This is a genomic window from Neobacillus vireti (assembly GCF_001026695.1).
Taxonomy (GTDB): domain Bacteria; phylum Bacillota; class Bacilli; order Bacillales; family Cytobacillaceae; genus Neobacillus; species Neobacillus vireti.
Genome location: NZ_LDNB01000015.1, coordinates 151,113 through 174,450, shown reverse-complemented (window position 1 = coordinate 174,450; position 23,338 = coordinate 151,113). Strand labels below are relative to the sequence as shown.

The window sequence follows — 23,338 nt, the reverse complement described above, 5'->3', positions numbered from 1 at the left end:
CTTGACGAAAAAAGGCAATTGGAGATAAAATTTAATAAGATGGCTATTGTATGGAATGGTTTCAATAGCTTTTTTTTATTTTTAAAAAAGTCCAAGCTGTTGATTTGAATGTGGTAAAATTAAACCTTCGGCAGCATAGACGTTACCTCTGGATAAGATGGGCAGCGAAGCTCGTTAGAACGGCATAAATTGAAGGTGAACAATTTTGGAACATATATTAGGACAAGAATGGGAGATAATCCCTGCTGGGGGCGCAACGGGAGAGGCCTTTTATGCAAGCTATGAGGATCAAAGGCTTTTTTTAAAGCGGAATTCATCTCCCTTCCTTGCTGTTCTTTCGGCAGAGGGAATCGTCCCAAAGCTTGTTTGGACGAAACGCTTGGAAAACGGGGATGTTATCTCGGCACAACAATGGTTAGAAGGCCGTGAATTAAAACCTAATGAGATGAATCATGAGGCTGTAGCTAGGTTATTAAAGAAAATTCACTGCTCAGACCCAATGCTTGGGATGCTTAGCCGGTTAGAAACGTCCCCATTGCTTCCGGAGACTTTTTTTCAAGCTGTGGTAAATGAGTTGGATGAACAAGTGCTTTCTTTGATGGAAGTGCAAAAGGCGATGAACTTTTTAAAAAAGGAAGCTAAAAATGTTTATTGTGAGGAAAAAGTCGTTTGCCACGGCGATGTGAACCATAACAACTGGCTGCTTGCGGAAGACAACCAGTTGTACTTGATTGATTGGGATGGGGCGATGATTGCCGACCCTGCAGTTGACTTAGGATTACTGCTTTATTGGTATATCCCTGAAGAAAACTGGCAAGATTGGCTAAACATGTACGGAAAAAGCTTTACCGATCATTTAAGGTTACGAATGAAATGGTATGTTGCACTGCAAACCTTAACTTCGATTCAATGGTATAAGAGTAAAAACCGCCTGGAAGAAATGAACAAATGGATAAAGTTTTTGGGCGATATTCTTTAACTAAACTGATCAATGTTGTTTACCCATTGCGATAGATTATCTTGGTTAGATGAAATATGCTGATCTAAATCAGCAGTCTGCGCACCGTGCTGGCTGTACTGATAAACCTCCTGTAAAATGTTTTTGACATTTTCATCAACTTGAGTGTTGACCATCAGTGATTTTACAAGTCTTTCTATTTGTTCGCATTCTGCTACAGATCCACAGCAATCGGCCTGGTGGTTGTTTAAAATATCTTTTAATAAAGTAACCTGGTCATCATGACTTAACGGCATGAAAACACGCCCTTTCAACGTGGGAATTTAAAAAAGAATTCACAGTTAGGATGTGAATTCTTTTTTTTGTTTATACGTCACTTTACTTTCCAGCAAGAATTACTTGCATGGGAACAGTTTTTAGTGATATGGTTTGAACGATAATTTTTTTAGGAGTGTCATAAATGAGACTGAGGAATAAGCCTTGGGCAAAGGATAAAATAGAGCAGCATCCACAATATATTGTCGCAAATCCCGAAATGTACAGGGGAAAATGGCATGAAGTATTTGGCAACGAGCAGCCGCTTCATATTGAAGTCGGAACGGGAAAAGGCCAATTTGTCACCGAAATGGCCAAAGCGAATCCAGGCATTAATTATATCGGGATTGAATTGTATGATAGTGTCATCGTTGCGGCGTTAGACCGTTTAATTGAAGCTGATTTACCGAATCTCAGACTGTTAAATGTTAATGCAGCTGATTTAGAGAAATATTTTGCTAAGAATGACGTTGACAGAGTTTATTTGAATTTTTCTGATCCATGGCCAAAAGTCCGTCATGAAAAAAGAAGATTAACGTACAAAGATTTCTTAAAGCTTTATGAGGATATTTTGGTCGACAAAGGCGAAATTCATTTTAAAACCGATAATCAGGGTTTATTTGAATACTCCCTTATGAGCTTTTCCGAGTATGGATTATTGTTAAAGTATGTAAGCCTTGATTTTCATAAAAGTGATTATCAAGGAAACATCATGACAGAGTACGAAGAGAAATTCTCCGAAAAAGGGAATCGGATTTATCGCTGTGAAGTTAAATATCAGAATTAATTGGATGGACAGTTCTTTACCAGGACTGTCCTTTTTTGTTTTCTAAATAATCAGCTAATGGTAAAATGGGGGAAAAGAGGAGGTTGGATGATGGAGACCTTACAGATTGGGAATGTTTCACTGACATGGTTATCAGGAGGGGTAACAAACCTAGACGGCGGCGCGATGTTTGGGGTCGTTCCGAAAGGGTTATGGTCGAAAAAATACCCTTGTAATGAAAAAAATCAAATCGAATTGCCTACAGATCCAATTTTAATTCAGATGGATGGAAAGAATATATTAGTCGAATCTGGACTAGGAAAAGGGAAATTAACTGAAAAACAATTAAGAAATTTCGGTGTTGCTAGGGAATCAGAGCTTGAAGATTCGTTAGAAACATTAGGCTTGAGTGTGGAAGAAATTGACTATGTCCTTATGACTCATTTGCATTTTGATCATGCCGGTGGTCTGACAAAACTTGAAGAGGGACAATATGTATCAACCTTCCCAAATGCAAAAATTATTGCATCACAAGTGGAATGGGACGAAATGCGCAATCCTAATATTCGTTCAAAAAATACATACTGGAAAGAAAACTGGGAAGCAATTGAATCACAGGTAATCCCTTTTAAGGAGAAGTGGAATTTAGGGGCCATCACGATGATTCATACCGGCGGGCATAGTGATGGACATTCAATCTTGGTTATTGAAGACGGTGGAGAAATGTCCATCCACATGGCAGACTTGATGGCAACGCATGCCCACCAGAATGTTTTATGGGTGATGGCCTATGATGATTACCCGATGGATTCAATCGCGGCAAAGGAAAAGTGGCTGCCATATGGATTGGGGAAAAATGCCTGGTTTACTTTTTATCATGATGCCTTTTACCGGGCCGTTAAATGGGACTCTGATGGTAAACAAATAACAGAGAGCATTAAGCGGGAAAGATAAAAGCGGAAGTTTATGTTGCGCGGCGTATGGACAGGAGCGATTATTAATATTTTCTAAACTACAAAAAATAGCCGTATCATTTTAAAGATACGGCTATTTTCGTGACTATGATATTAGTTCATCTGATAAAGGGCGTATATCCAAAAGGGTTCCAGTCTGGGCATCAGCGATGAATTCAAATTGTTCATTCGAGCCGTTGTTATTTTTCGAAATGCCGCCCTTGTAAACTTTATAGTGAATTTGGTGTTTTTCATACGGCTCTTCTTCCATATGTATCCATGAACCACTAATAGGTCCATTCTGTTTAAATTGTTTCTTAACCTGCTCTAATACCTTTTCAGGTGAAACCTTTAACTTGTTATTTAGGACTTCATGAGCAGCATACCCGCCAATAATACCAGCTGCTGCACCCAAGATAAACGACTTCCAGTTCATTTGAAAACCCCCAAATATAAAATTGGAAAAGATTACATTTACCATTCTTATCTTTAGTATATCGTATTTATAAAGAAGTAGGTAATATTACTAAAAATGAAATGAAATAATGGTAAGCGGTCAAAAATTTCTGTAAAATAAACAGTATACATAAATTCAAGATTAGAAGGAGCCGCATAATGAACGAACAAACCTTAAAGCTTTTTCAAACGTTAACAGAGCTGCCCGGTGCACCCGGAAATGAGCATTTAGTAAGAAATTTTATGAGGGAACAACTTTCTCAATATTCTGATGAAATTATCCAAGATAAATTAGGCAGCATTTTCGGTGTAAAAAAAGGAAATGGATCTGGACCGACCGTTATGGTTGCTGGACATATGGATGAAGTGGGATTCATGGTGACAGCCATTACGGACAATGGCATGCTTCGTTTTCAAACGCTTGGCGGTTGGTGGAGCCAGGTTCTTCTAGCACAACGTGTCCAAGTAATGACCAAAAATGGCCCGGTTATTGGTGTCGTTGGCTCGATTCCACCACATCTATTAGACGAATCGAAGAAGAACAAACCAATGGAAATCAAAAATATGCTTATTGATATTGGTGCTGATAATCGGGAGGATGCGGAACGGATTGGAATCAAGCCTGGTCAGGCTATTTTGCCGATTTGTCCATTTACACCGATGGCAAATCCGAAGAAAATTTTAGCTAAAGCTTGGGATAACCGATACGGCTGTGGTTTAGCAATTGAGTTGCTTCAGGAATTAAAAGATGAGACATTGCCAAATATCCTTTATTCCGGGGCGACTGTTCAGGAGGAAGTAGGATTACGCGGTGCGCAGACGGCGGCCAATATGATTAATCCTGATATCTTTTTTGCCCTTGATGCAAGTCCGGCCAATGATATGAGTGGAGACAAAAATGAATTTGGTCAATTAGGAAAAGGGACATTACTTCGCATCCTTGACAGGTCGATGGTGACCCATCGTGGTATGCGTGAGTTTGTCCTCGATACAGCAGAATCAAACAATATTCCTTATCAATATTTTGTTTCACAAGGCGGAACAGATGCAGGCCGCGTTCATTTATCGAATGAGGGTGTTCCAAGTGCTGTCATCGGTATTTGTTCGCGTTATATTCATACCCATGCTTCCATCGTTCATATTGATGACTACGCAGCCGCAAAAGAACTAGTCGTTAAACTTGTCAAAGCTTGCGACCAAACAACGGTGGATACCATTAAATCAAACAGCTAATATGTTAGGGGGCATTTAAAATGCCTCCTTTTAATGTTTAAAAAGGAGATACATTTATGAAAATTATCATCGGCTCAAAAAATCCAGCAAAAATAAATGCAGTCAAGAATAGTTTTTCCCAACAAGAAGCGGAATTTATTTCGCTTGATATACCATCAGGTGTGAACGCACAGCCATTTTCGGATGAAGAAACAATCCAAGGAGCAATCAATCGAGCTGTAGGTGCATTAAATCAAGGAAGCGGCAATATTGGGATTGGTCTTGAGGGCGGCGTTCATGAAACAAGCCTTGGATTGCTTCTGTGCAACTGGGGAGCAATTGCCACTCACAACATGGAACCGATTATCGCCGGCGGTGCCAGATTCCTTCTTCCTGAGGAGATAGCTGCAAGGCTTAGAGTGGGAGAAGAGCTTGGTCCAGTTATGGATGATTACGCAAAAATGAAAAATGTTAGAAAACACGAAGGCGCGGTTGGAATTTTTACAAATGGCATGATTAACCGCATGGAAATGTTCACGCATGTTACAACACTTCTAGCAGGACAATATACCTATCGCCAAAATCAAATTAGAAGATAAATCTTTCTTTTTCGATAGCAATAATTGACAAAGGCCTTGTCATTCGAATATTCGGATGGGTATTATATGGATAGGACTTTGTTCATATTGTGAGGAGGCGGAAAATCTGAAATTCTTCAAAACTGTTACTTTGTTCATGGTATCTATCCTGTTACTAACTGCGTGTAACAATGCTTCGTTTAAAGATGAAAGTAAGGCATCGGTAAAAACAGCAAAGGAAACTTTCAATGAACAGGAAAAAAAGCCAAATCAAAAGAGTGGGAAAACTCATTTTTACTTACCTTCTGGTTACAGTATAAAAGATAAATCACCTAATAATATCATTTTACAAAATGGCGCTGACACCTATATTCTGTTCATTAATCCGCAAGAAGACAGCTCAAGTGATGTTGTTTATAAAGCAACGGTCGACCAATACCAGAAACTCGATACGAACGAGAAGTTTACAAATGATAATAAACTTGGCTTTTTAATAATAAAGCAGTTGAAGGATAACAGCTTGAATGAATTAACCATCGGTGTCGGCGGGGCAAAAATAACGACGCAAGCCAAAACAAGTAATTTGAATGATGATGCCAGAGTAATGATGGAAATTGTCAATTCAGTTGAAACCGAAAAATAAAACGGAGGGTTGCCCCCTTCGTTTTTTTGCTATGTTGGACTGAATAAGGTTAAATATAAACCATCTTTGGGAACAATGAGAGTGAACGACTGGCTTTTGTCAACAATCCCCCCTAGTGCATATCATTGGACGGTGAAGCCGCGTGACTGCTATCATTTGGGAAGAATATAACAACAATAGTGAATCGGAGGCGTTGAATTTGAAAAACTTAGAGTCAATGGAGCAATTTGAACAACTTCGTGACGGATCTAAAACGATCTTTATGTTTTCAGCAAACTGGTGCGGGGATTGCCGCTTTATCGAACCTGTGCTGCCGGAAATAGAAGCTAAATTTACTGAATATACGTTTATTCATGTGGACCGCGATCAATTTATTGATTTATGCCAACAGGTAGATGTTTATGGCATTCCAAGCTTTATCGCCTATGAAAACGGAAAAGAGCTTGGCCGCTTTGTCAGCAAAGACCGGAAAACGCAAGAAGAAATCGAAGGATTCATTTCAGGTTTAAAATAATTTAGCCTTAACCCTCTCTCTTCTTTTGAGATGAGGGTTTTTTTAATGTACAATAGAAAAAGCAGCTCCTGGAATTGGAGGATTACCAAGTGAAAATGGATAGCAAAAAAATGAAACGAGAATTAGAAGCGCGGCTGGCCGGGAAAAACAGAGTCATTTCTTACGACCGTGAAAAAGATCAGCTCCGCATTGAAAGTGAATTAGTCGGTAAAGGAATTACCATCTCATTGCCTGGAATCGTGGCTAAATGGCATGTCAATAAAGACAATGCCATTGATGAAATCGTTTATTACGTGGAGGAAGGACTCCGAGCGATGGAGGAGCCTATTCAACTGACAGACCACGAACGAAAAATATTTCCTATCATCCGCTCCACTTCGTTCCCGTCTGAAGCTGAAGAAGGGATTCCGTTTTTGAGTGAAGAACATACGGCAGAAACCAAGATTTATTATGCCTATGATATGGGTAAAACCTATCGGTTGATTGACACTAGGATGATGGAAAAAGAGGGCTGGGAACCTAAGCGGATAAAGGAGATTGCCCTTTTTAATGTCAGGTCCCTTTCAACGCCATTAAAAGAAGACCAAGTTGCCGGGAATACGTTTTATTTTCTCAATACGAATGATGGATACGATGCTAGCAGGATATTAAATAAAGGTTTCCTCGCTGATTTTGAAAAGAAAATGACGGGGACAATGGTTGTTGCAGTTCCCCATCAAGATGTGCTGATTATTGCCGATATTCAGAACGACCGAGGCTATGATGTTATGGCACAAATGGCAATGAGTTTTTTTGCCAATGGGCATGTGCCAATTACGGCATTATCATTCATATATGAAAATGGGGAATTAGAACCGATTTTTATTATGGGAAAAAATAAATAACACCTCATTCGAAAAAGGATCACAGAAAAAGTGGTCTTTTTTCCTTACCGCTACTATACAGTTAGAAGATATTTTGACTCATTCTCAAGAATTATGTCGAAAAAATAATTTTTACTGATAAAATAGATTGATAGATTAAGTAGAAAGAGTGATAGTTTTGAGTTGGATTCAAGACTTGTTCCAAAAATTCAAACGAGATGATGAAGAAAAGTACGAAGATAATAGCCTGCATAATCATAAACCTGAAAATCCCCCGTTTCTTAACCAATATGAAAGTCTAAAGGATTTAGATGCGAAAGTATCTTATCAGTATCCAAAGGGCAGTGTTCGTCCTTCTGTTGTGCCGCAGGAAAAGCAAAAAGCAATGGAAACGACAGTACGCCAAAATAGATCTAAGAAGCTTAACCAGGAAAGAAGAAAGATAGAACAACAGGAAGCTCCACCAGTAAAAAAAGAAGTGCCCAAAACGAAGTATGAACCAATATCAAGAAGCCGAGGGCCGTTTCAGCCCACTGAAATTCCCTCACCGGTTTTTGGATTCAACCGGCCGAAAAAAACAGACTCAGTCGTGGAGCATGAATTGAGCCACTTTTTAGAAGAGGATTTTGATAATCAACTGGATGAGTTAGTTCTTCAAAAAGAGTCAGCACCAATAGTTTCAGTTCAAAAAGAGCCAGCATTAATAACTCCAATTCAGGAAGAGCAATCGCTAATAGTTTCAGTTAAAGAAAAGCCAATGCCAATGACAACTCCAGTGCAGGAAGTGTCAAATGAACTGATTGTTGCAGATGAAGTAGAGGTAATTAATACAGCTACTAAAGCTATAGAAATCATTCAGAATCAAAAGATCATCCCTCTTGCGGAAGAGCTAGCTGATGCTCACAATGAAGCAATGGAAGAGGCTTCGCCTGGACTAGAGCTTGAATTGGAGTCTGAATCAAATCTTGAAGAACCCGATCCGCCAGCACCAAAGCGGTCCCATTTGCCTTTCAATGTCATGATGTTAAAGCAGGATAAACAAAAATGGGAAGAACGAAAACGAAGAAGTGAAAGGGAAGAACAGCGAGTTATTTCAACCGAAATCAAACCTGTCGAAAACGTTCAGCAGATTAATCAGCATACTCCTGACATAGTGGAGGAAATCCAGCATAAGATGGATGATGGATTATATGAACTCCCGAAATCCAGTTTGTTAAATCCGCCTGTTACCGAGGTGATGGATACCAAATGGCTGCTAGAACAAGAAGAGCTTTTAAACCTTACGTTACAAAACTTTAATGTTGGCGCAAGTGTTGTCCATGTGACCCAAGGTCCGTCAGTTACCCGCTTTGAGGTACAGCCAGAGCCGGGAGTAAAAGTAAATAAAATTACTAATTTAAGTGATGATATTAAACTAAGTCTTGCAGCAAGAGATATTCGGATTGAAGCTCCAATCCCAGGGAAACATACGATTGGGATTGAGGTTCCTAATCAAAAGTCACGGCCTGTACTCATCAATGAAATTATCCAGACAAGTGTTTTTGCAGAATCAGTTTCACCGTTAACCGCGGTCCTTGGCCTTGATATTGCCGGAAAGCCGATTGTTACTGACCTAAAGAAAATGCCGCACGGCTTAATTGCCGGGGCGACAGGTTCAGGAAAAAGTGTATGTATTAACTCGATTTTAGTAAGCTTGATATTCAAAGCAAAACCTGAAGATTTAAAGCTTTTATTGATTGATCCAAAAATGGTGGAACTTGCGCCATATAATCGCATTCCCCACCTAGTCAGCCCGGTTATCACGGATGTAAAGGCAGCAACCGCTGCATTAAAATGGGCAGTCGATGAAATGGAGCGGCGTTACGAGCTATTTGCCCATACAGGGGTTCGCGATATTAACCGGTTTAATGAACTGGCAATGCAGCATAAACGTTATTCTGATAAGCTTCCGTTTATTGTCATCGTAATTGATGAGTTAGCTGATTTAATGATGATGTCACCAGCAGATGTAGAAGAGGCCATCTGCAGGATTGCCCAAAAAGCAAGGGCTTGCGGAATACATTTAATTGTTGCAACGCAGAGACCATCAGTTGATGTAATCACCGGTCTAATTAAGGCCAATATTCCAACTCGAATTGCCTTTTCGGTATCTTCCCAGGTTGACTCGCGGACAATAATCGATATAGGTGGCGCTGAAAAGTTGCTTGGCCGCGGTGATATGCTGTTTTTAGAAAATGGTTCTTCAAAGCCTGTCCGGTTGCAAGGAACATATGTATCTGATGAGGAAATCGATCTTGTTGTTGCCCATGTTAGAGAGCAGCGGGAGCCCGAATACTTGTTTGAACAAGAAGAGTTATTGAAAAAGGCCCAAGTAACGGAAGAGGAAGATGAACTTTTCTACGAGGCCTGTGAATTTATTATTGAGCAGGGTGGTGCCTCCACCTCAAGCCTGCAGCGGCGCTTTAAAATTGGCTATAACCGGGCGGCAAGGCTAATGGATATGCTTGAAACGAATGGATATATCACCGGTGCAAACGGCAGCAAGCCGCGTGATGTATTAATAACGGAGGCCGATTTAGAAGCGATTCAAGACTAGGACTATCTAATTATCTTTAGTATTATTTATAGACAGTGACAAAGAATAAATAGTACACTGATTGAACGGATTTAACCCTTAAAGGTTATCAAATAGTTTTTCTTATGGAACAATGTTATAATAATGAAATGATTTTTATATACGTAAATAAACCTTATTCTATTTTTCAGTAAGGGTATAAATAATGTCAAATACAGACAGATATCATATACTGTTTACAGTATTACGTTCGTTGGAGGTTCTTCTATGACTATTTACCATTTTGTAGGTATAAAGGGGTCTGGAATGAGTGCACTTGCACAAGTTCTACACGATATGAAATTTGAAGTGCAAGGCTCTGATTATGAAAAGCATTTTTTTACTCAGGATGCTCTTGAACAATCAGGGATCACAATCCTTCCCTTTCAAAAGGAAAATATCAAGCCAGGATTGACGCTTATTGCAGGGAATGCTTTTCCTGATACCCATGAGGAAATTCAAGAAGCGATGAAGCTTGGGCTTCCTATTGTACGTTACCATCGCTTTTTAGGCGATTTTATGCAAAACTTTACAAGTGTGGCGATTACCGGTGCACACGGAAAAACGTCCACAACTGGACTGCTTTCACATGTAATTGAGGGAGCTAAGCCCACTTCTTATTTAATTGGCGACGGAACAGGCAAGGGTCAAGAAGGTGCGGAATATTTTGTGTTTGAAGCATGCGAATACAGAAGGCACTTCCTATCCTATTTTCCAGACTATGCCATCATGACAAATATTGATTTTGATCACCCTGACTATTTTGCCAACATTGAGGATGTTTTTTCAGCCTTTCAAGAAATGGCCATCCAAGTGAAAAAAGGGATATTTGCTTATGGTGATGATGAGCAGTTGCAAAAAATTCAGGCAAAAGTTCCTGTTTTGTTCTACGGATTTGGTGAAGAAAATGATTATCAAGCCAAAAATCTTGTCAAAACCACAAATGGAACAAGCTTTGATGTTTTTATTCGTAATACATTTTTTGATACCTTTTCGATTCCGGCCTTTGGCGACCATAGTGTCTTAAATGCACTGGCCGTTATCGGTTTATGTCATTATGAAGAAATAAATGTGGATGTCGTTAAGGAACTATTAACAACGTTCCAAGGTGTGAAACGAAGATTCACTGAAAAAAGAATCGGAACACAAATATTAATTGATGATTATGCCCATCATCCAACAGAAATTAAAGCTACCATTCAGGCAGCTAAACAGAAATATCCTGATCAAAAGATTGTCGCTGTCTTCCAGCCGCATACATTTACGCGCACCCAAGCCTTCTTAGAGGATTTTGCCGAAAGTTTACGCTTGGCGGATAAAACGTATTTATGTGAGATCTTTGGTTCGGCACGTGAAAATCATGGAAAGTTATCAATTAAGGACTTACAAGATAAAATCGCTGAATCTGAAATTATTACAGAAGAACATACATCCGTCTTAAATGAACATAGCAACAGTGTCATTATTTTTATGGGCGCTGGAGACATCCAAAAGTTTCAGGAATCTTATGAAAAACAGATGATCTAATTAAAAAGGATGCCGGCACTTTGCCCGGCATCCTTTTACTGTTGGCATAAATAAACTCCAGTGTGAATTTTTTAACACAAATGGCAGGAAAACAAGACAAAGATAGGGAACTAATATAAGATAATTAGTGTGGTTTATATCCATCTGAGATGGGTAATACATAATGATAGAATTAAGGCGGGGGTGCATTATGCAAATTATTTTATACTTAAGCGTAGCCTTGATTGCGATTGCGTTTTTAGTGCTTGTTATTTACTTAGCAAAAACGCTTAGATCACTTCAAGGTACATTGACAAGCGTTTCACAAACTTTAACAGGATTGGAAAAACAACTGGATGGTGTGACAAGTGAAACAACGTTGCTATTGCAGAAAACAAACGCACTAGCTGAAGATATTCAGCATAAATCCGAAAGTTTAAATAGTGTGGTTGATGCAGTAAAGGATGTTGGGACAACAGTCTCTAAATTTAATGGCACACTTAAGAACATTACGAATTCAGTTGATGTGCAGGTAGAGGAAAATAAGGAGAAAATTTCTCAAATTGTTCAATGGAGTAATGTCCTGCTTGAACTAAAGGACAACTGGAAGGCAAGAAAAGAAGCGAAAACTAAAATAAGCCCAGCTGAGGGCAAGAAGGTAAGAGCACATTAGGAAATTCTGGGAGGTTAGTAATTAATGGCCAATAGAGAATATGAATCACGCGAAACGAATCAAGCTCGGAATGAGGGGTCTTCCAATAGCTTTTTACTAGGAGCCCTAATCGGCGGTATAGCAGGTGCTGCTACAGCGCTGTTTTTGGCGCCTAAAACGGGAAAAGAGCTTCGAAATGCAGTAACAAATCAAGCTGGTTCTATAATGGATAAAACGATTCAATTGCGGGGAAGCGTGAAGAACAAAAGCAATGAATTAGCCTCTAAAACCTCTTCACTCTCTCAAGGGCTTGTCCAGCAATCCTCAGGGCTATTAAAGAAAGTAACAGGAAGAAATAGCAGCCAAGATGAAGCTGGGAAAGAAGCAGATGCAACCTTTATTCCAATTCACGAACCAAAAGAAAAGAAAACAATCAAAAAAACCATTTCACTCGGAACTCTAGACCGCTCCGAGATTAGAAAGAAGCTGGAGGAAGCCCAAAAAGCTTTTGACGCGGAAGAAAGTAAAGTAAAGCTTTAAAGGGAGTTTATTTGTGATACAAACGGTGGAGTGATAAAATGACTTCACCGTTTATTTTTTATTTAATGGAGGTTGTTGGGATGCTTAAGAAGGTGGATTCTGTTGAAGAATTTAATCAACTAGTGGGAACAGAAAGTAAATTTTTTCTTTTAAAACATAGTTTAACTTGTCCAATCAGTCATGCCGCATATAAAGAATATGAAAAATATGCAAATGAACACCAGGATATTCCGACGTATTACTTAGCGGTTCAGGAAGCACGTCCGTTGTCTAACGAAATAGCGGCGAAATTCCAGATCAAGCACGAATCCCCGCAAGTGATTCTTTTTTCGGGCGGAGCAGCATCATGGAATGCCTCCCACTGGAAAATAACGAATAGTGCATTGGTAAATGCCAAAATGGACACTCAATAAGACTGTACCCGCTGGCAAAGGATAAAATTACAAGCAAATGATGCACAAATTAATTGATTTAAACATAATTTAATTTAATCGAAATACACACACTTTAATACTTAAAAGCGTTTAATTGTTAAAGAAAAAGGATGACAAAGAAAATTATTTCCGCTATAATAAAGCCTAATTAAAAAAATTATAAAATTTAAAAATATTTGCTTGTAAGCTAGTATCTCATTATTTAATGGAAAAACTTTGGTATTAGACTGATTTGCAAATGAAAGGACGGGGACGATGGATGGGCAAAAATGATTTGGATCAACTAAGGGTGCGTGTCGATGAACTTAACTTGGAGCTGCTGAGGCTGATTAATGAAAGAGCAGTGCTCGTCCAAGAAATTGGACAAGTAAAAGGAAATCAAGGGGTTTACCGTTACGATCCAGTTCGTGAAAGAAAGATGCTAGAGGTCATTAAGGAGCATAATGATGGTCCATTCGAAAATTCAACCATCGATCATATCTTTAAAGAAATTTTTAAAGCTGGCCTAGATTTGCAAAAGGATGACCATGAGAAAGCTTTACTTGTTTCGAGAAAGAAGAAGCCTGAAAATACAATTGTCACCTTAAAAGGTGAAAATATTGGTGATGGAAAGCCGCATTTCGTTTTCGGTCCTTGTGCGGTAGAGTCTTATGAGCAAGTAGCTACTGTAGCCAAAACAATGAAAGAAAAAGGTCTAAAGCTGCTTCGCGGCGGTGCCTACAAACCTAGAACTTCTCCGTATGATTTCCAAGGTCTTGGGGTAGAAGGATTAAAAATCCTAAAACGGGTAGCAGATGAATTCGATATGGCTGTTATTAGTGAAATCGTAAATCCTGCTGATATTGAAATGGCGGTTGACTATATTGACGTCATTCAAATCGGAGCTCGGAATATGCAAAACTTTGAATTACTGAAAGCTGCCGGGGCCGTTAACAAACCTGTTTTATTAAAAAGAGGTATTGCCGCAACAATCGAAGAATTCATTAATGCTGCTGAATACATTATGGCACAAGGGAATGGACAAATTATTCTGTGTGAGCGCGGGATTAGAACATACGAGCGAGCAACAAGAAATACCCTTGATATTTCAGCCGTACCAATTTTAAAACAAGAAACACACTTGCCAGTCTTCGTTGACGTTACACATTCAACTGGCAGGAGAGACTTACTGCTGCCAGCAGCGAAGGCCGCTATTGCTATCGGAGCAGACGGAGTTATGGCTGAAGTCCATCCAGACCCTGCTGTTGCCCTTTCCGATGCCCAGCAGCAAATGGACCTGAACCAATTTGACACGTTCTATAATGAATTGCTGGCATCGCACTTTGTCCGGATTTAAATAACCGTGGAGATCTTATTAAAAGGCAGTGTTAAAGAACATTGTTGATTTTGAGCACAATGTTGATTGGAGTGGAAGGTGCAAGACTCCTGCGGGAGCAGCGGGACAGGTGAGACCCCGCAGGCGCTTGATTCTCCGAGGAGGCTCACCGCCCGCCCCGCGGAAAGCGAAGCACCTGGAACGGAAATCAATATTCATTTTTAACACAGCCCAAAAAAAACCTTCTGCTGTCTTTATGCAGGAGGTTTTTTTAATAAAATTTCGGGAAATTACGAAAAATGTTGACAAATGCAATTGCGGCTTTAATCTTCTTATCGTATGATTAAATATATATCAGTTTGTATATTTCCTCACAATGAGTAGATTTATATTAAATGTTGTAAAATAAAGAAAACAATGTATGTTTTAGGAGAGTGTTATTAGTGAATATAACTATTTATGACGTTGCAAGGGAAGCCAATGTTTCGATGGCAACCGTTTCCCGTGTAGTAAACGGGAATCCAAATGTAAAACCAGTTACCCGCAAAAAGGTCTTAGAAGTCATCGAAAGATTGGGCTACCGTCCGAATGCTGTTGCCAGGGGTTTAGCAAGTAAAAAAACGACAACTGTCGGTGTTATCATTCCAGATATCTCAAATATCTTTTTTGCTGAATTAGCCCGCGGAATTGAAGATATTGCTACGATGTATAAATACAATATCATTTTGAGCAATTCTGATCAAAATAAGGACAAGGAATTTCATTTGCTTAATACGATGCTGGGCAAACAAGTGGACGGGATTGTCTTCATGGGAGGAAATATTTCCGCGGATCATGTGGAAGAGTTTGAAAAATCGCCTGTACCAATTGTTCTTGCTGGATCTATTGAAGAGTCGAATCAGATACCTTCTGTAAATATTGATTATGAACAAGCTGTTTTTGAATCTGTTAATGAATTCATTGAAAAAGGACATAAGAATATTGCCTTTGTTGTTGGGCCTCTTCATGAGCCGAAAAATGCCCTGAAAAAACTCAAAGGGTATCAAAGAGCATTGCAAGAAGCAGGGCTCCCTTATAATGAAGAGTTGGTTGTTGAAGGTGACTATACGTATGACTCCGGCATGGAAGCAGTGGAGAAATTACTTGAAGCATCAGAGAGACCAACGGCTATTTTAGTGGGCGCTGATGAAATGGCATTGGGAGTTGTCCATGGGGCAGAAGATAAAGGCTATACAATTCCTGATGATTTTGAGGTGATCACTTCTGATAATACAAGGCTGTCGTTGATGGTACGCCCACAGCTGACTACTGTCGTTCAGCCGTTATATGATATTGGAGCCGTTGCTATGAGGCTGTTGACTAAATTAATGAATAAGGAAAAAACAAGCGAACACATTGTTGTTCTGCCGCACCGAATTGAACACCGTCAATCCACGAAGTAATTTGAAAAGCAATGAAGACACTATGTCCTCTCTTGTTGGATATTAATGAAAAGGGCTGCCAATAGTATTGGCGGCCCTTTAACTTGATTGACTTTTTTTCTGATTGCGAATCGGGTACAGTGCTTTTTCAAGTGTGATTAAATTCTTTTCTGTTATTTCCGCTTTCCTAGGGATAGGGGGATACAAGGTCTCAGGATCATCCCATTCCTTTGGCAATGTTACAGGTGATTCCTTTTGCCAGTAATCTACCCAATCAGCAGGTAAACTGCCATAACAATTTGGGTTTTCCGTCATTTCTAACCAAATGTGGGCCCATGCCCTCGGCACAACCCTCCAAATATCATAACCGCCGCCGCCGACCGCAATCCATTTCCCCCCGCAATATTGATGGGCAATTTCATGGGCGAGCTTTGGAATTTCCCGGTAAATCTTCATCGTGGCTGATAAATGTGTTAAGGGATCATAATAATGGGAGTCAGCCCCATTTTGCGTCAAAATCACATCCGGTTTAAAAAACTCAGCTACTTCTTTAAGGGCTTGTGTGTAGGCATACAGCCACGATTCATCTTCAGTAAAGGCATCAACGGGAATATTAAAAGAATAGCCGTAGCCTAATCCCTGGCCCCTTTCATTGATGTTTCCGGTTCCGGGAAATAAATACCTTCCAGTCTCATGAATCGACAGTGTGCATACGTTAGGATCGTCATAAAAGGACCATTGGACACCGTCACCGTGGTGTGCGTCAGTATCGACATATAAAACACGGGCATGGTATTTTTCTTGAAGATATTTAATCGCTACTGAACTATCATTGTAAATGCAAAACCCTGAAGCTTTTCCGCGAAAGCCGTGATGTAAGCCGCCGCCGAGACTGAGCGCGTGCAGAGCCTTGCCAGTCATCACCTGATCGACCGCTGTCAGTGTCCCGCCAACTAACAAAGAGCTTGCCTCATGCATTTTAGCAAATACGGGGGTATCTTCAGTACCCAAGCCATAGTTCTCGGCAATTTCTTTTGGAAGCTGTCCCTGGCCTGCTTTTTTTACTGCCTCTATGTAACTTGGATCATGAATGAGTGCCAGCTCTTCTTCTGTTGCCATTCTTGGCGCGATAATATGCTCTGCATCTAATCCATTAATTTTATTTAATAAGTCTACTGTTAGTTTTAGCCGGAATTGATTGAAAGGATGATGACTGCTGAATTTATAACTTAGCTGTTCTTCTGAGTAAATAAAGGCTGCAGGATCTTTCATAAAGAAATCTCCGGCAGATTTGGCCAAAGGACATGATGACCGGCCATTTTAAGTTCGTGAATTAATCCGGTGGGATTCATTAATTGGACTCTAATGACAAGGATTTTATATTGCTCATCCTGTTTATCCGGGTAAACCAGCACACTAAGAATATTCGCTTTTCGCTTCTGAATGATATCGGCAATCTTACTGAGAACACCTGAGATATTCGGAACCCTTAGTTCAATTTGCGATCCCGGCTGATGGGCGCCTGTTAACTCGACCATGGTTCGTAGTAAATCTGTTTCAGTTATAATTCCGATTAATTTCTGGTCCTTTATGATTGGAAGTGCACTGATTTTATGTTCATAAACGATTGCTGCAACTTCCTCAACAAAATCAAGTGGGTGTCCTGTAATAACATTGCGCTCCATAATCACTTCAAGCGGTTTTTTCAAATCGTCCGGATTGTCATTCGTCCGGAAAGTCGATGGTGTTGCCTCTTTTAATCGGGAAATGGTGACAAGGCCGACTAAATTTTTTTCATCATTGACAATGGGAATATGGCGAATATTATTGGTCTCCATTGCTTGGATTGCATCAGCAATGGTGTTTGTCGGTTGTAACGTTACTACATCTGATTTCATTATTTCTTCTACAATCATTAGGAAATCCCCCTAACTTAATAAATTTCAGGCGAAATAAACAGCATTAATACATGAACCGATTCATAAAGCGGAGTCGGTCAAATTTTTGCACGGTATCAGGATCAATCCGTTTTCCAATTCGAGCCATAAGGCAGTTAGCCGGATGTGAGCATATTTCGGGATCATCTGTTGCATACCATTCTAAGCCGCCAGCATTCATCATTTTCTCCATTACCTTCCGATATTCCCACACATTTAATTTGGTGTTTTTTAAATCCCAATGCCAATAGTACTCTGTTGTGATGATAAGATAATCTTCCATCGCATCATCCATCATCGATACGATTAATAGATTCTTCCCGACAGCACAGCCCCTGAATTCTGGGATTACCTCAATTGCTCCGAGTTCGATTAAATTATCCATTTTTCCTTCAGACCAGCGCTCTAACGGGTCTGGATAAAGGTATGTAACATAACCAACGATGGTATGCCGGTTTCGTGCGATAATAATCCTGCCTTCTTTCAGTTTCGCTATCCCAATTAATGCCTGGTGCTGTTGGGCAGGAGGGCGAAATGCGACAAGGTCTTCATGAAATTCGTATGCTGCTAGTTTATCTGAAGAAATAGGACCTTCAATGATTAAGTTCCCATGAGGAGTTTTCAATTGTTTAGCATTATAAGTCTTTTTGTGTTCCATACGGTCACCCACCCGGTAAGATCGTTTGTGTTTCAATTCTATTATACATAAAAACAAAAAGAAAAAGTTGACTTTACAAAATTTTCGGTGTTATTAAAAATATTAAAATAACAACGGATGTATTTTTAAAATTGTGAATAGTTACTATTTGTACTATAATAATCTCATATTCTTCAAGAGGGGGAGATTGGAATGAAAGTGGAAGCGTTGCCTGTTGTGCAGGGGGAACATAATTTACGCAATTATGAAGAGATGTACAACCAATTCGACTGGAAAGAAACCGAGAAGGTATTCTCTTGGTGTGAAACAGGGCTTGTTAATTTGGCATATGAGGCCATTGACCGCCACGCTCAAACCTTTCGAAAAAATAAGGTTGCCTTATACTATCGTGACGCATCAAGAAATGAGAAGTATACCTTTAAGGAAATGAGAGACCAGTCAAACAAAGCTGGTAATGTGTTAAAGAATTATGGTGATGTAGAAAAAGGTGACCGTGTATTTATTTTCATGCCTCGTTCTCCAGAGCTTTACTTTACAGTTTTGGGTGCGATTAAGCTTGGGGCAATTGTCGGTCCATTATTTGAGGCTTTTATGGAAGGTGCTGTCAGAGATCGTTTGCAAGATAGTGAAGCTAAGGTATTAGTTACGACCCCGGAATTGCTGGAACGTGTTCCAGTAAATGAATTACCCGCATTAAAGCATATTTTCCTTGTCGGCAAAAATGTAAATGAAGAAGGTCCTTATATTAATTTCTTGAATAAATTTGCAGAGGCAAGTAAGGAATTAAGAATTGAATGGGTGGACAGGACAGATGGTCTGATTCTGCATTATACATCTGGTTCTACTGGGAAACCAAAAGGAGTACTGCATGTACATAATGCAATGATTCAGCATTATCAAACAGCAAAATGGGTCCTTGACCTAAAAGAGGAAGATGTATACTGGTGTACCGCCGATCCAGGCTGGGTTACCGGGACTTCTTACGGAATATTTGGCCCTTGGTTAACGGGAACATCTAATGTGATTATTGGCGGTCGCTTTAGTCCTGAGGCCTGGTATCAAATGATTGAAGAATTTGGGGTTACAGTTTGGTATAGTGCTCCGACCGCTTTCAGGATGTTAATGGGTGCAGGTGATGAGGTTGTTAAGAAATTCGATTTAAGCAGCCTTCGACATGTGCTGAGTGTCGGCGAACCGTTGAATCCAGAAGTAGTGAAATGGGGAGCAAAGGTATTTAATAAACGAATTCATGATAACTGGTGGATGACTGAAACAGGTGCCCAGCTGATTAGTAACTATCCTTGCATGGAAATTAAGCCTGGTTCGATGGGGAAACCAATTCCAGGGGTGGTTGCTGCTATTGTTGATAATCAAGGCAATGAACTCCCGCCGTATCGAATGGGGAACCTTGCAATCAAGAAAGGCTGGCCATCAATGATGAATGCGATTTGGAATAACCCGGAGAAATATGAATCTTACTTTATGCCAAATGACTGGTATGTCTCCGGAGATTCCGCCTATATGGATGAAGACGGGTATTTCTGGTTCCAAGGACGGGTTGACGATGTCATCATGACGTCCGGTGAGCGTGTTGGACCATTTGAAGTAGAAAGTAAGCTTGTTGAGCATCCTGCTGTTGCAGAGGCAGGCGTTATCGGAAAGCCGGATCCGGTTCGCGGTGAAATCATTAAAGCCTTTATTGCCCTGAGGGACGGTTATGAACAGTCAGATGAACTTAAAGAGGAAATCAGGCAATTTGTTAAAAAGGGTCTAGCTGCCCATGCAGCGCCTAGGGAAATAGATTTCCGCGACAAACTGCCGAAGACGAGAAGCGGCAAAATTATGCGCCGCGTCTTGAAGGCTTGGGAGCTTAATTTACCAGCAGGCGACCTTTCAACATTAGAAGATTAATATCAAAAATAAAACCGCGCCTGAGCTGGCGCGGTTTTATTGGTATTATGGTGTTGTTGTTACAGGTGTTTCAGTAATGTCAGGCGCAGGTTTTGCTGCTCCGACCTCAACAAGATTCGAAGGAGCAGATTCGTTACCAGCGATGTCAACTGCTGTTACATAATAAACACCGTTTCCGGCTTTATATGAAAGACTTGAACCATTGATCACACTCGCGACTTTAGTTGAAATTATATTACTTTGGTAGACTCTGTAGCCTACAATATCATTATCTGGTGCAGCTGACCAAGTTAATGTATTACCTGAAGATGTTAAACGAACACTATCAGGCTTCTTCCCATTATCGACCATTTTGGCGTCAGGAACGAGAATTTTCGCCCAACGATCTTTCTCAGGAATAAGCTGTCTTGTATTTTTGAAATTCTTTCCGACCATTCGAGTAATAAAGTCCGGGTTTAAGATAAGACCAAACTGGGAAAACTCTTTTGGGGTAGAATCTAACGCTAAATATCTTTTGCCGCCAATCGTGACAAACTTACCTTCAATCAAGCTATCATCAATTTTCGTCGGTACATCTTTGACGTTAAAGTAATCACTTTCGATTAAGCCGGCCTTTGAACAGGCATCGGACGGAAGCATCCCTGAAACAGCACAATAGGAGCGTTTCACGATTCCTTCAGGCATGGTAAATGTTTCTTTTGGCGCCACCAAATCCGGCCTGATTTTATAAGCTGCATTCATTAATTCAGCCCAAAGGTTATTTGTCCGCTGGCTGTAGGACAGCATTCCTTTAGACTGCAGCGATTTTGGTGTATCGTAACCAGTCCAAATACCAAAGGTTACGTTTGGATTTGTCGCAACAAACCAAGAATCCGTATATTCATTACCAGTTCCTGTTTTGCCGGCCCAATCAGCTCTAAAATTCAATTTACTATTGATCCCGGCGGCAGTTCCCGTTTTAATAACATCGCGCATCATATCTAGCGTGATATAAGCTGTTTGCGGTTTGAAAACATCCACTGGCTTCACTTCGTGCTGATAGATCATCTTGCCGTTTTTATCAACAATTTTATCAATCAAATAGGCATCAATAAATTTCCCATTATTTGCAAAGGTACTAAATGCATTTGTATTCTCCTCAATGGTGACGCCTTTTCCCAACGACCCGATAGCAGCAGAAGGGTTTGTATAATCTTGCTTTAAAAGAGAAGTAAATCCCATTTTTTCTAAATACTTTGCCGGTTGTTGATCAAGAATATCTTTGTATAGTTTTACAGCAGGAACGTTATAGGATTTTGCAAGTGCATAGCGAGCAGAAACTAAACCGCTATAGCGGTAGTCATAGTTTTGCGGCCATGGTTTACTTCTAGTAGGATCCAAATATAATTCAACATTTGGCAGCGGTGTTCCCGGTGCCGCTTTACCTAATTCGATTGCGGGTCCGTAGACAAGCAGCGGTTTCATCGTGGAAGCATTTGGCCTGTAAGCACTAGTTGCATGATTAAGCTGTTGTTTGTTGTAATCCCTTCCGGCAACAAAGCTTATAATCTTCCCGGTCTTATTCTCGATTAGTTCTGCTCCAACCTCGACAGGCTCCATAATCGTTTTCTTTTCTCCAGTTTCCGGGTCTAACACTTCTTGAGGTTTATCTGCTCCATAGTATTTATAATTGTCTTTTACTAGCTGCATCACGTCGTAAATCTCTTTATCAATTGTCGTATGAATTTCGTAGCCATTTTGATGTAAATTATGGTTAGCTAACGTTTTGTATTTGTAATAAAGATTATCATCATTTTTTAAGTCTTTTTCTGAATAGCCGTCCTTTTGAGCTAGCACGGTAGTCAGTGTGTCGATGGCGCGCTTTTCAATTTCAACCGTCAGCCAAGGGTATTTTTCAAGCGGATTTGCAACCGGCGCGATAAAGTCCTTGGTGATATCATAGGCAGATGCCTCGGCGTACTGCTGCTGGTTTATATACCCGCCGTCAAACATACGTTTTAATACCGTTTTCATTCGGCTAAGCCCTGGTTCAAGGTTGTTCTTAATGGTCCCGTCTCTCGTAAAAGGGGTATATCCGAATGGACTTTGCGGGAGCCCAGCGATGAAGGCTGATTGTGCCAAGTTTAATTCACTGGCTTTCTTGCCGAAAATCCCTTTGGCAGCCGTTTGGACACCGGCAATGTTTCGTCCGGATGAGTTTCTTCCAAAGGTTGAAACATTCAAGTAAGCTTCAAGAATTTCTTTTTTGTCAAAGAACTTCTCTAATCGAAGGGCAAGTAAAATTTCATTGGCTTTCCGTTGAAATGAAACCTCGTTTGTTAGGATTTGGTTTTTTATTAATTGCTGTGTTAAGGTACTGCCGCCTGTTTGAACGGAAGAGTTGGATACTTCCTGGAAGACGGCGCGAAAAACAGCTTTAGGAACGACGCCATTATGTTTGTAGAAATATTCGTCTTCGGTAGCGACAACAGCGTTAATCAAATCCTTCGATACTTGATCAAGCGTCACTTCTTCCCGTTCAAGATCGGTTCTAAGTTTACCAAGATAAACATTATTTGAAAAATATAATTCCGATGTTTCTGTGTAATTATAAATATCCTTCTTCATACTTTCGTATGAGCGTACAGGTTCATCCTTTACAAGCGAGGCGAAATAGCCGGCCCCTACCCCTGCACCGAATGAGCCTCCAATAATGACAACGGTCAATATAAGGAGGAATAAGTTCCAAAAAACTTGATATGTGATTCGTGCACTTTTCACCGTTTTTTTATGGGTAAACAAGTTAAGTGCGGATTTAGCTTTTTCCAACCATGCTTGTAATTTTTCATTATTCAAAAGCATCACCTCTTTTAAAATCACATCCATTATAGCATACAGACGCTATAAAAAACTGACAAACTTCTACATTTTTCTGATATTTCCAGTTTGTGTTTGACAGTTAGAAGAAAATATGATAAAAAAACTATAAGTTAATTTTATATTAAAGCGATGAAGGGAACCAATTGTAGTTCTTCTATCCCTGTTTAAAGAGAGCCAGGCGGTGGTGGGAGCCGGCACAAATAGAAGAGTGAATTACATCCTCGAGCTTTCTC

22 protein-coding genes and 1 other annotated feature (1 of these 23 running past the window's edge) are annotated in these 23,338 nt (G+C 40.0%); of the genes, 16 read left to right on the top strand and 6 right to left on the bottom strand.

Going from position 1 to position 23,338, the window contains the following annotated elements; translation table 11 throughout:
• Positions 1-205: 205 nt before the first annotated feature.
• Positions 206-979 carry a phosphotransferase family protein gene (locus tag AA980_RS20045; RefSeq protein WP_024026700.1) on the top strand — a complete coding sequence of 258 codons (774 nt, stop codon included), beginning with the start codon at positions 206-208 and terminating at the stop codon, positions 977-979.
• On the opposite strand, the gene AA980_RS20040 is transcribed toward AA980_RS20045, so the two are convergent.
• Positions 976-1,254: a YtzH-like family protein gene (locus tag AA980_RS20040; protein WP_024026699.1), complete on the bottom strand. Its 279-nt coding sequence runs from the start codon at positions 1,252-1,254 to the stop codon at positions 976-978. The two genes, AA980_RS20045 and AA980_RS20040, sit on opposite strands and share 4 nt — an antisense overlap.
• 164 nt (positions 1,255-1,418) lie before the next feature.
• Here AA980_RS20040 and trmB point away from each other — a divergent pair, with 164 nt between their 5' ends.
• Together trmB and AA980_RS20030 are read left to right on the top strand one after the other, a co-directional pair.
• On the top strand, positions 1,419-2,060 hold the full coding sequence (gene trmB, locus AA980_RS20035; protein WP_024026698.1) for a tRNA (guanosine(46)-N7)-methyltransferase TrmB: 642 nt from the start codon (positions 1,419-1,421) through the stop codon (positions 2,058-2,060).
• A 90-nt stretch (positions 2,061-2,150) separates the two neighbouring features.
• Positions 2,151-2,993, top strand: a complete 843-nt coding sequence (locus AA980_RS20030; RefSeq protein WP_024026697.1) for a YtnP family quorum-quenching lactonase — start codon at positions 2,151-2,153, stop codon at positions 2,991-2,993.
• Between the two features lie 105 nt (positions 2,994-3,098).
• Here AA980_RS20030 and AA980_RS20025 read toward each other — a convergent pair whose 3' ends face one another.
• Positions 3,099-3,428 carry a PepSY domain-containing protein gene (locus AA980_RS20025; RefSeq protein WP_024026696.1) on the bottom strand — a complete coding sequence of 110 codons (330 nt, stop codon included), beginning with the start codon at positions 3,426-3,428 and terminating at the stop codon, positions 3,099-3,101.
• 179 nt (positions 3,429-3,607) lie between these two features.
• Between AA980_RS20025 and AA980_RS20020 the strand changes: the two genes are divergently transcribed.
• The 12 genes from AA980_RS20020 to ccpA all read left to right on the top strand — a co-directional run bounded on the left by AA980_RS20020 (position 3,608) and on the right by ccpA (position 15,761).
• Positions 3,608-4,681, top strand: a complete 1,074-nt coding sequence (locus AA980_RS20020; RefSeq protein WP_024026695.1) for a M42 family metallopeptidase — start codon at positions 3,608-3,610, stop codon at positions 4,679-4,681.
• Between the two features lie 56 nt (positions 4,682-4,737).
• A complete protein-coding gene (locus AA980_RS20015) occupies positions 4,738-5,259 on the top strand; it encodes a DUF84 family protein (RefSeq protein WP_024026694.1) in 522 nt (173 codons plus the stop codon).
• A gap of 136 nt (positions 5,260-5,395) precedes the next feature.
• A complete protein-coding gene (locus AA980_RS20010; protein WP_034723126.1) occupies positions 5,396-5,881 on the top strand; it encodes a hypothetical protein in 486 nt (161 codons plus the stop codon).
• A 199-nt stretch (positions 5,882-6,080) separates the two neighbouring features.
• Positions 6,081-6,395, top strand: a complete 315-nt coding sequence (locus tag AA980_RS20005) for a thioredoxin family protein (protein ID WP_024026692.1) — start codon at positions 6,081-6,083, stop codon at positions 6,393-6,395.
• 95 nt (positions 6,396-6,490) lie between these two features.
• Complete coding sequence (locus AA980_RS20000) at positions 6,491-7,279, top strand: DUF1444 domain-containing protein (RefSeq protein WP_024026691.1); 789 nt, start codon at positions 6,491-6,493, stop codon at positions 7,277-7,279.
• 364 nt (positions 7,280-7,643) lie between these two features.
• A complete protein-coding gene (locus AA980_RS19995) occupies positions 7,644-9,854 on the top strand; it encodes a DNA translocase FtsK (RefSeq protein ID WP_407937474.1) in 2,211 nt (736 codons plus the stop codon).
• Between the two features lie 246 nt (positions 9,855-10,100).
• Positions 10,101-11,399 carry a UDP-N-acetylmuramate--L-alanine ligase gene (gene murC / locus AA980_RS19990; RefSeq protein ID WP_024026689.1) on the top strand — a complete coding sequence of 433 codons (1,299 nt, stop codon included), beginning with the start codon at positions 10,101-10,103 and terminating at the stop codon, positions 11,397-11,399.
• A gap of 190 nt (positions 11,400-11,589) precedes the next feature.
• Entirely contained in the window at positions 11,590-12,051 is a 462-nt protein-coding gene (locus AA980_RS19985; protein WP_024026688.1) for a DUF948 domain-containing protein, read from the top strand.
• Between the two features lie 24 nt (positions 12,052-12,075).
• The gene (locus tag AA980_RS19980; protein WP_024026687.1) at positions 12,076-12,570 is read left to right on the top strand and encodes a YtxH domain-containing protein; all 495 of its coding nucleotides are present in this window, start codon (positions 12,076-12,078) and stop codon (positions 12,568-12,570) included.
• 80 nt (positions 12,571-12,650) lie between these two features.
• Positions 12,651-12,983, top strand: a complete 333-nt coding sequence (gene ytxJ, locus AA980_RS19975) for a bacillithiol system redox-active protein YtxJ (RefSeq protein WP_034723124.1) — start codon at positions 12,651-12,653, stop codon at positions 12,981-12,983.
• Between the two features lie 280 nt (positions 12,984-13,263).
• Positions 13,264-14,340: a bifunctional 3-deoxy-7-phosphoheptulonate synthase/chorismate mutase gene (locus AA980_RS19970; RefSeq protein WP_024026685.1), complete on the top strand. Its 1,077-nt coding sequence runs from the start codon at positions 13,264-13,266 to the stop codon at positions 14,338-14,340.
• Between the two features lie 422 nt (positions 14,341-14,762).
• Positions 14,763-15,761: a catabolite control protein A gene (gene ccpA, locus AA980_RS19960; protein ID WP_024030764.1), complete on the top strand. Its 999-nt coding sequence runs from the start codon at positions 14,763-14,765 to the stop codon at positions 15,759-15,761.
• A 78-nt stretch (positions 15,762-15,839) separates the two neighbouring features.
• On the opposite strand, the gene AA980_RS19955 is transcribed toward ccpA, so the two are convergent.
• The 3 genes from AA980_RS19955 to AA980_RS19945 are packed head-to-tail and all read right to left on the bottom strand — an operon-like array spanning position 15,840 to position 18,335.
• Positions 15,840-17,012 carry an acetoin utilization protein AcuC gene (locus tag AA980_RS19955; protein ID WP_024030763.1) on the bottom strand — a complete coding sequence of 391 codons (1,173 nt, stop codon included), beginning with the start codon at positions 17,010-17,012 and terminating at the stop codon, positions 15,840-15,842.
• Positions 17,009-17,656, bottom strand: coding sequence for an acetoin utilization AcuB family protein (locus AA980_RS19950; protein ID WP_024030762.1), 648 nt, complete (start codon positions 17,654-17,656; stop codon positions 17,009-17,011). The genes AA980_RS19955 and AA980_RS19950 overlap by 4 nt, the downstream gene beginning before the upstream one ends.
• Positions 17,657-17,702: 46 nt before the next feature.
• The gene (locus tag AA980_RS19945; protein WP_024030761.1) at positions 17,703-18,335 is read right to left on the bottom strand and encodes an N-acetyltransferase; all 633 of its coding nucleotides are present in this window, start codon (positions 18,333-18,335) and stop codon (positions 17,703-17,705) included.
• Positions 18,336-18,527: 192 nt separating this feature from the next.
• Here AA980_RS19945 and acsA point away from each other — a divergent pair, with 192 nt between their 5' ends.
• Positions 18,528-20,246 (top strand): acetate--CoA ligase, encoded by a 1,719-nt coding sequence (acsA, locus tag AA980_RS19940; RefSeq protein ID WP_024030760.1) that lies wholly within the window; start codon positions 18,528-18,530, stop codon positions 20,244-20,246.
• A gap of 45 nt (positions 20,247-20,291) precedes the next feature.
• Here acsA and AA980_RS19935 read toward each other — a convergent pair whose 3' ends face one another.
• Complete coding sequence (locus AA980_RS19935; RefSeq protein ID WP_034725062.1) at positions 20,292-23,087, bottom strand: transglycosylase domain-containing protein; 2,796 nt, start codon at positions 23,085-23,087, stop codon at positions 20,292-20,294.
• Positions 23,088-23,225: 138 nt separating this feature from the next.
• Positions 23,226-23,338 (top strand) — a binding site (T-box leader); it runs 109 nt beyond the window's last position.

Bases quoted from the DNA above. Each gene is read 5' to 3' on its own strand.
- AA980_RS20040 (WP_024026699.1), bottom strand. From the start codon at position 1,254: ATGCCGTTAAGTCATGATGACCAGGTTACTTTATTAAAAGATATTTTA.
- trmB (WP_024026698.1), top strand. From the start codon at position 1,419: ATGAGACTGAGGAATAAGCCTTGGGCAAAGGATAAAATAGAGCAGCAT.
- AA980_RS20030 (WP_024026697.1), top strand. From the start codon at position 2,151: ATGGAGACCTTACAGATTGGGAATGTTTCACTGACATGGTTATCAGGA.
- AA980_RS20025 (WP_024026696.1), bottom strand. From the start codon at position 3,428: ATGAACTGGAAGTCGTTTATCTTGGGTGCAGCAGCTGGTATTATTGGC.
- AA980_RS20020 (WP_024026695.1), top strand. From the start codon at position 3,608: ATGAACGAACAAACCTTAAAGCTTTTTCAAACGTTAACAGAGCTGCCC.
- AA980_RS20015 (WP_024026694.1), top strand. From the start codon at position 4,738: ATGAAAATTATCATCGGCTCAAAAAATCCAGCAAAAATAAATGCAGTC.
- AA980_RS20010 (WP_034723126.1), top strand. From the start codon at position 5,396: ATGGTATCTATCCTGTTACTAACTGCGTGTAACAATGCTTCGTTTAAA.
- AA980_RS20000 (WP_024026691.1), top strand. From the start codon at position 6,491: ATGGATAGCAAAAAAATGAAACGAGAATTAGAAGCGCGGCTGGCCGGG.
- AA980_RS19995 (WP_407937474.1), top strand. From the start codon at position 7,644: ATGGAAACGACAGTACGCCAAAATAGATCTAAGAAGCTTAACCAGGAA.
- murC (WP_024026689.1), top strand. From the start codon at position 10,101: ATGACTATTTACCATTTTGTAGGTATAAAGGGGTCTGGAATGAGTGCA.
- AA980_RS19985 (WP_024026688.1), top strand. From the start codon at position 11,590: ATGCAAATTATTTTATACTTAAGCGTAGCCTTGATTGCGATTGCGTTT.
- AA980_RS19980 (WP_024026687.1), top strand. From the start codon at position 12,076: ATGGCCAATAGAGAATATGAATCACGCGAAACGAATCAAGCTCGGAAT.
- ytxJ (WP_034723124.1), top strand. From the start codon at position 12,651: ATGCTTAAGAAGGTGGATTCTGTTGAAGAATTTAATCAACTAGTGGGA.
- AA980_RS19970 (WP_024026685.1), top strand. From the start codon at position 13,264: ATGGGCAAAAATGATTTGGATCAACTAAGGGTGCGTGTCGATGAACTT.
- AA980_RS19955 (WP_024030763.1), bottom strand. From the start codon at position 17,012: ATGAAAGATCCTGCAGCCTTTATTTACTCAGAAGAACAGCTAAGTTAT.
- AA980_RS19950 (WP_024030762.1), bottom strand. From the start codon at position 17,656: ATGATTGTAGAAGAAATAATGAAATCAGATGTAGTAACGTTACAACCG.
- AA980_RS19945 (WP_024030761.1), bottom strand. From the start codon at position 18,335: ATGGAACACAAAAAGACTTATAATGCTAAACAATTGAAAACTCCTCAT.
- acsA (WP_024030760.1), top strand. From the start codon at position 18,528: ATGAAAGTGGAAGCGTTGCCTGTTGTGCAGGGGGAACATAATTTACGC.
- AA980_RS19935 (WP_034725062.1), bottom strand. From the start codon at position 23,087: ATGCTTTTGAATAATGAAAAATTACAAGCATGGTTGGAAAAAGCTAAA.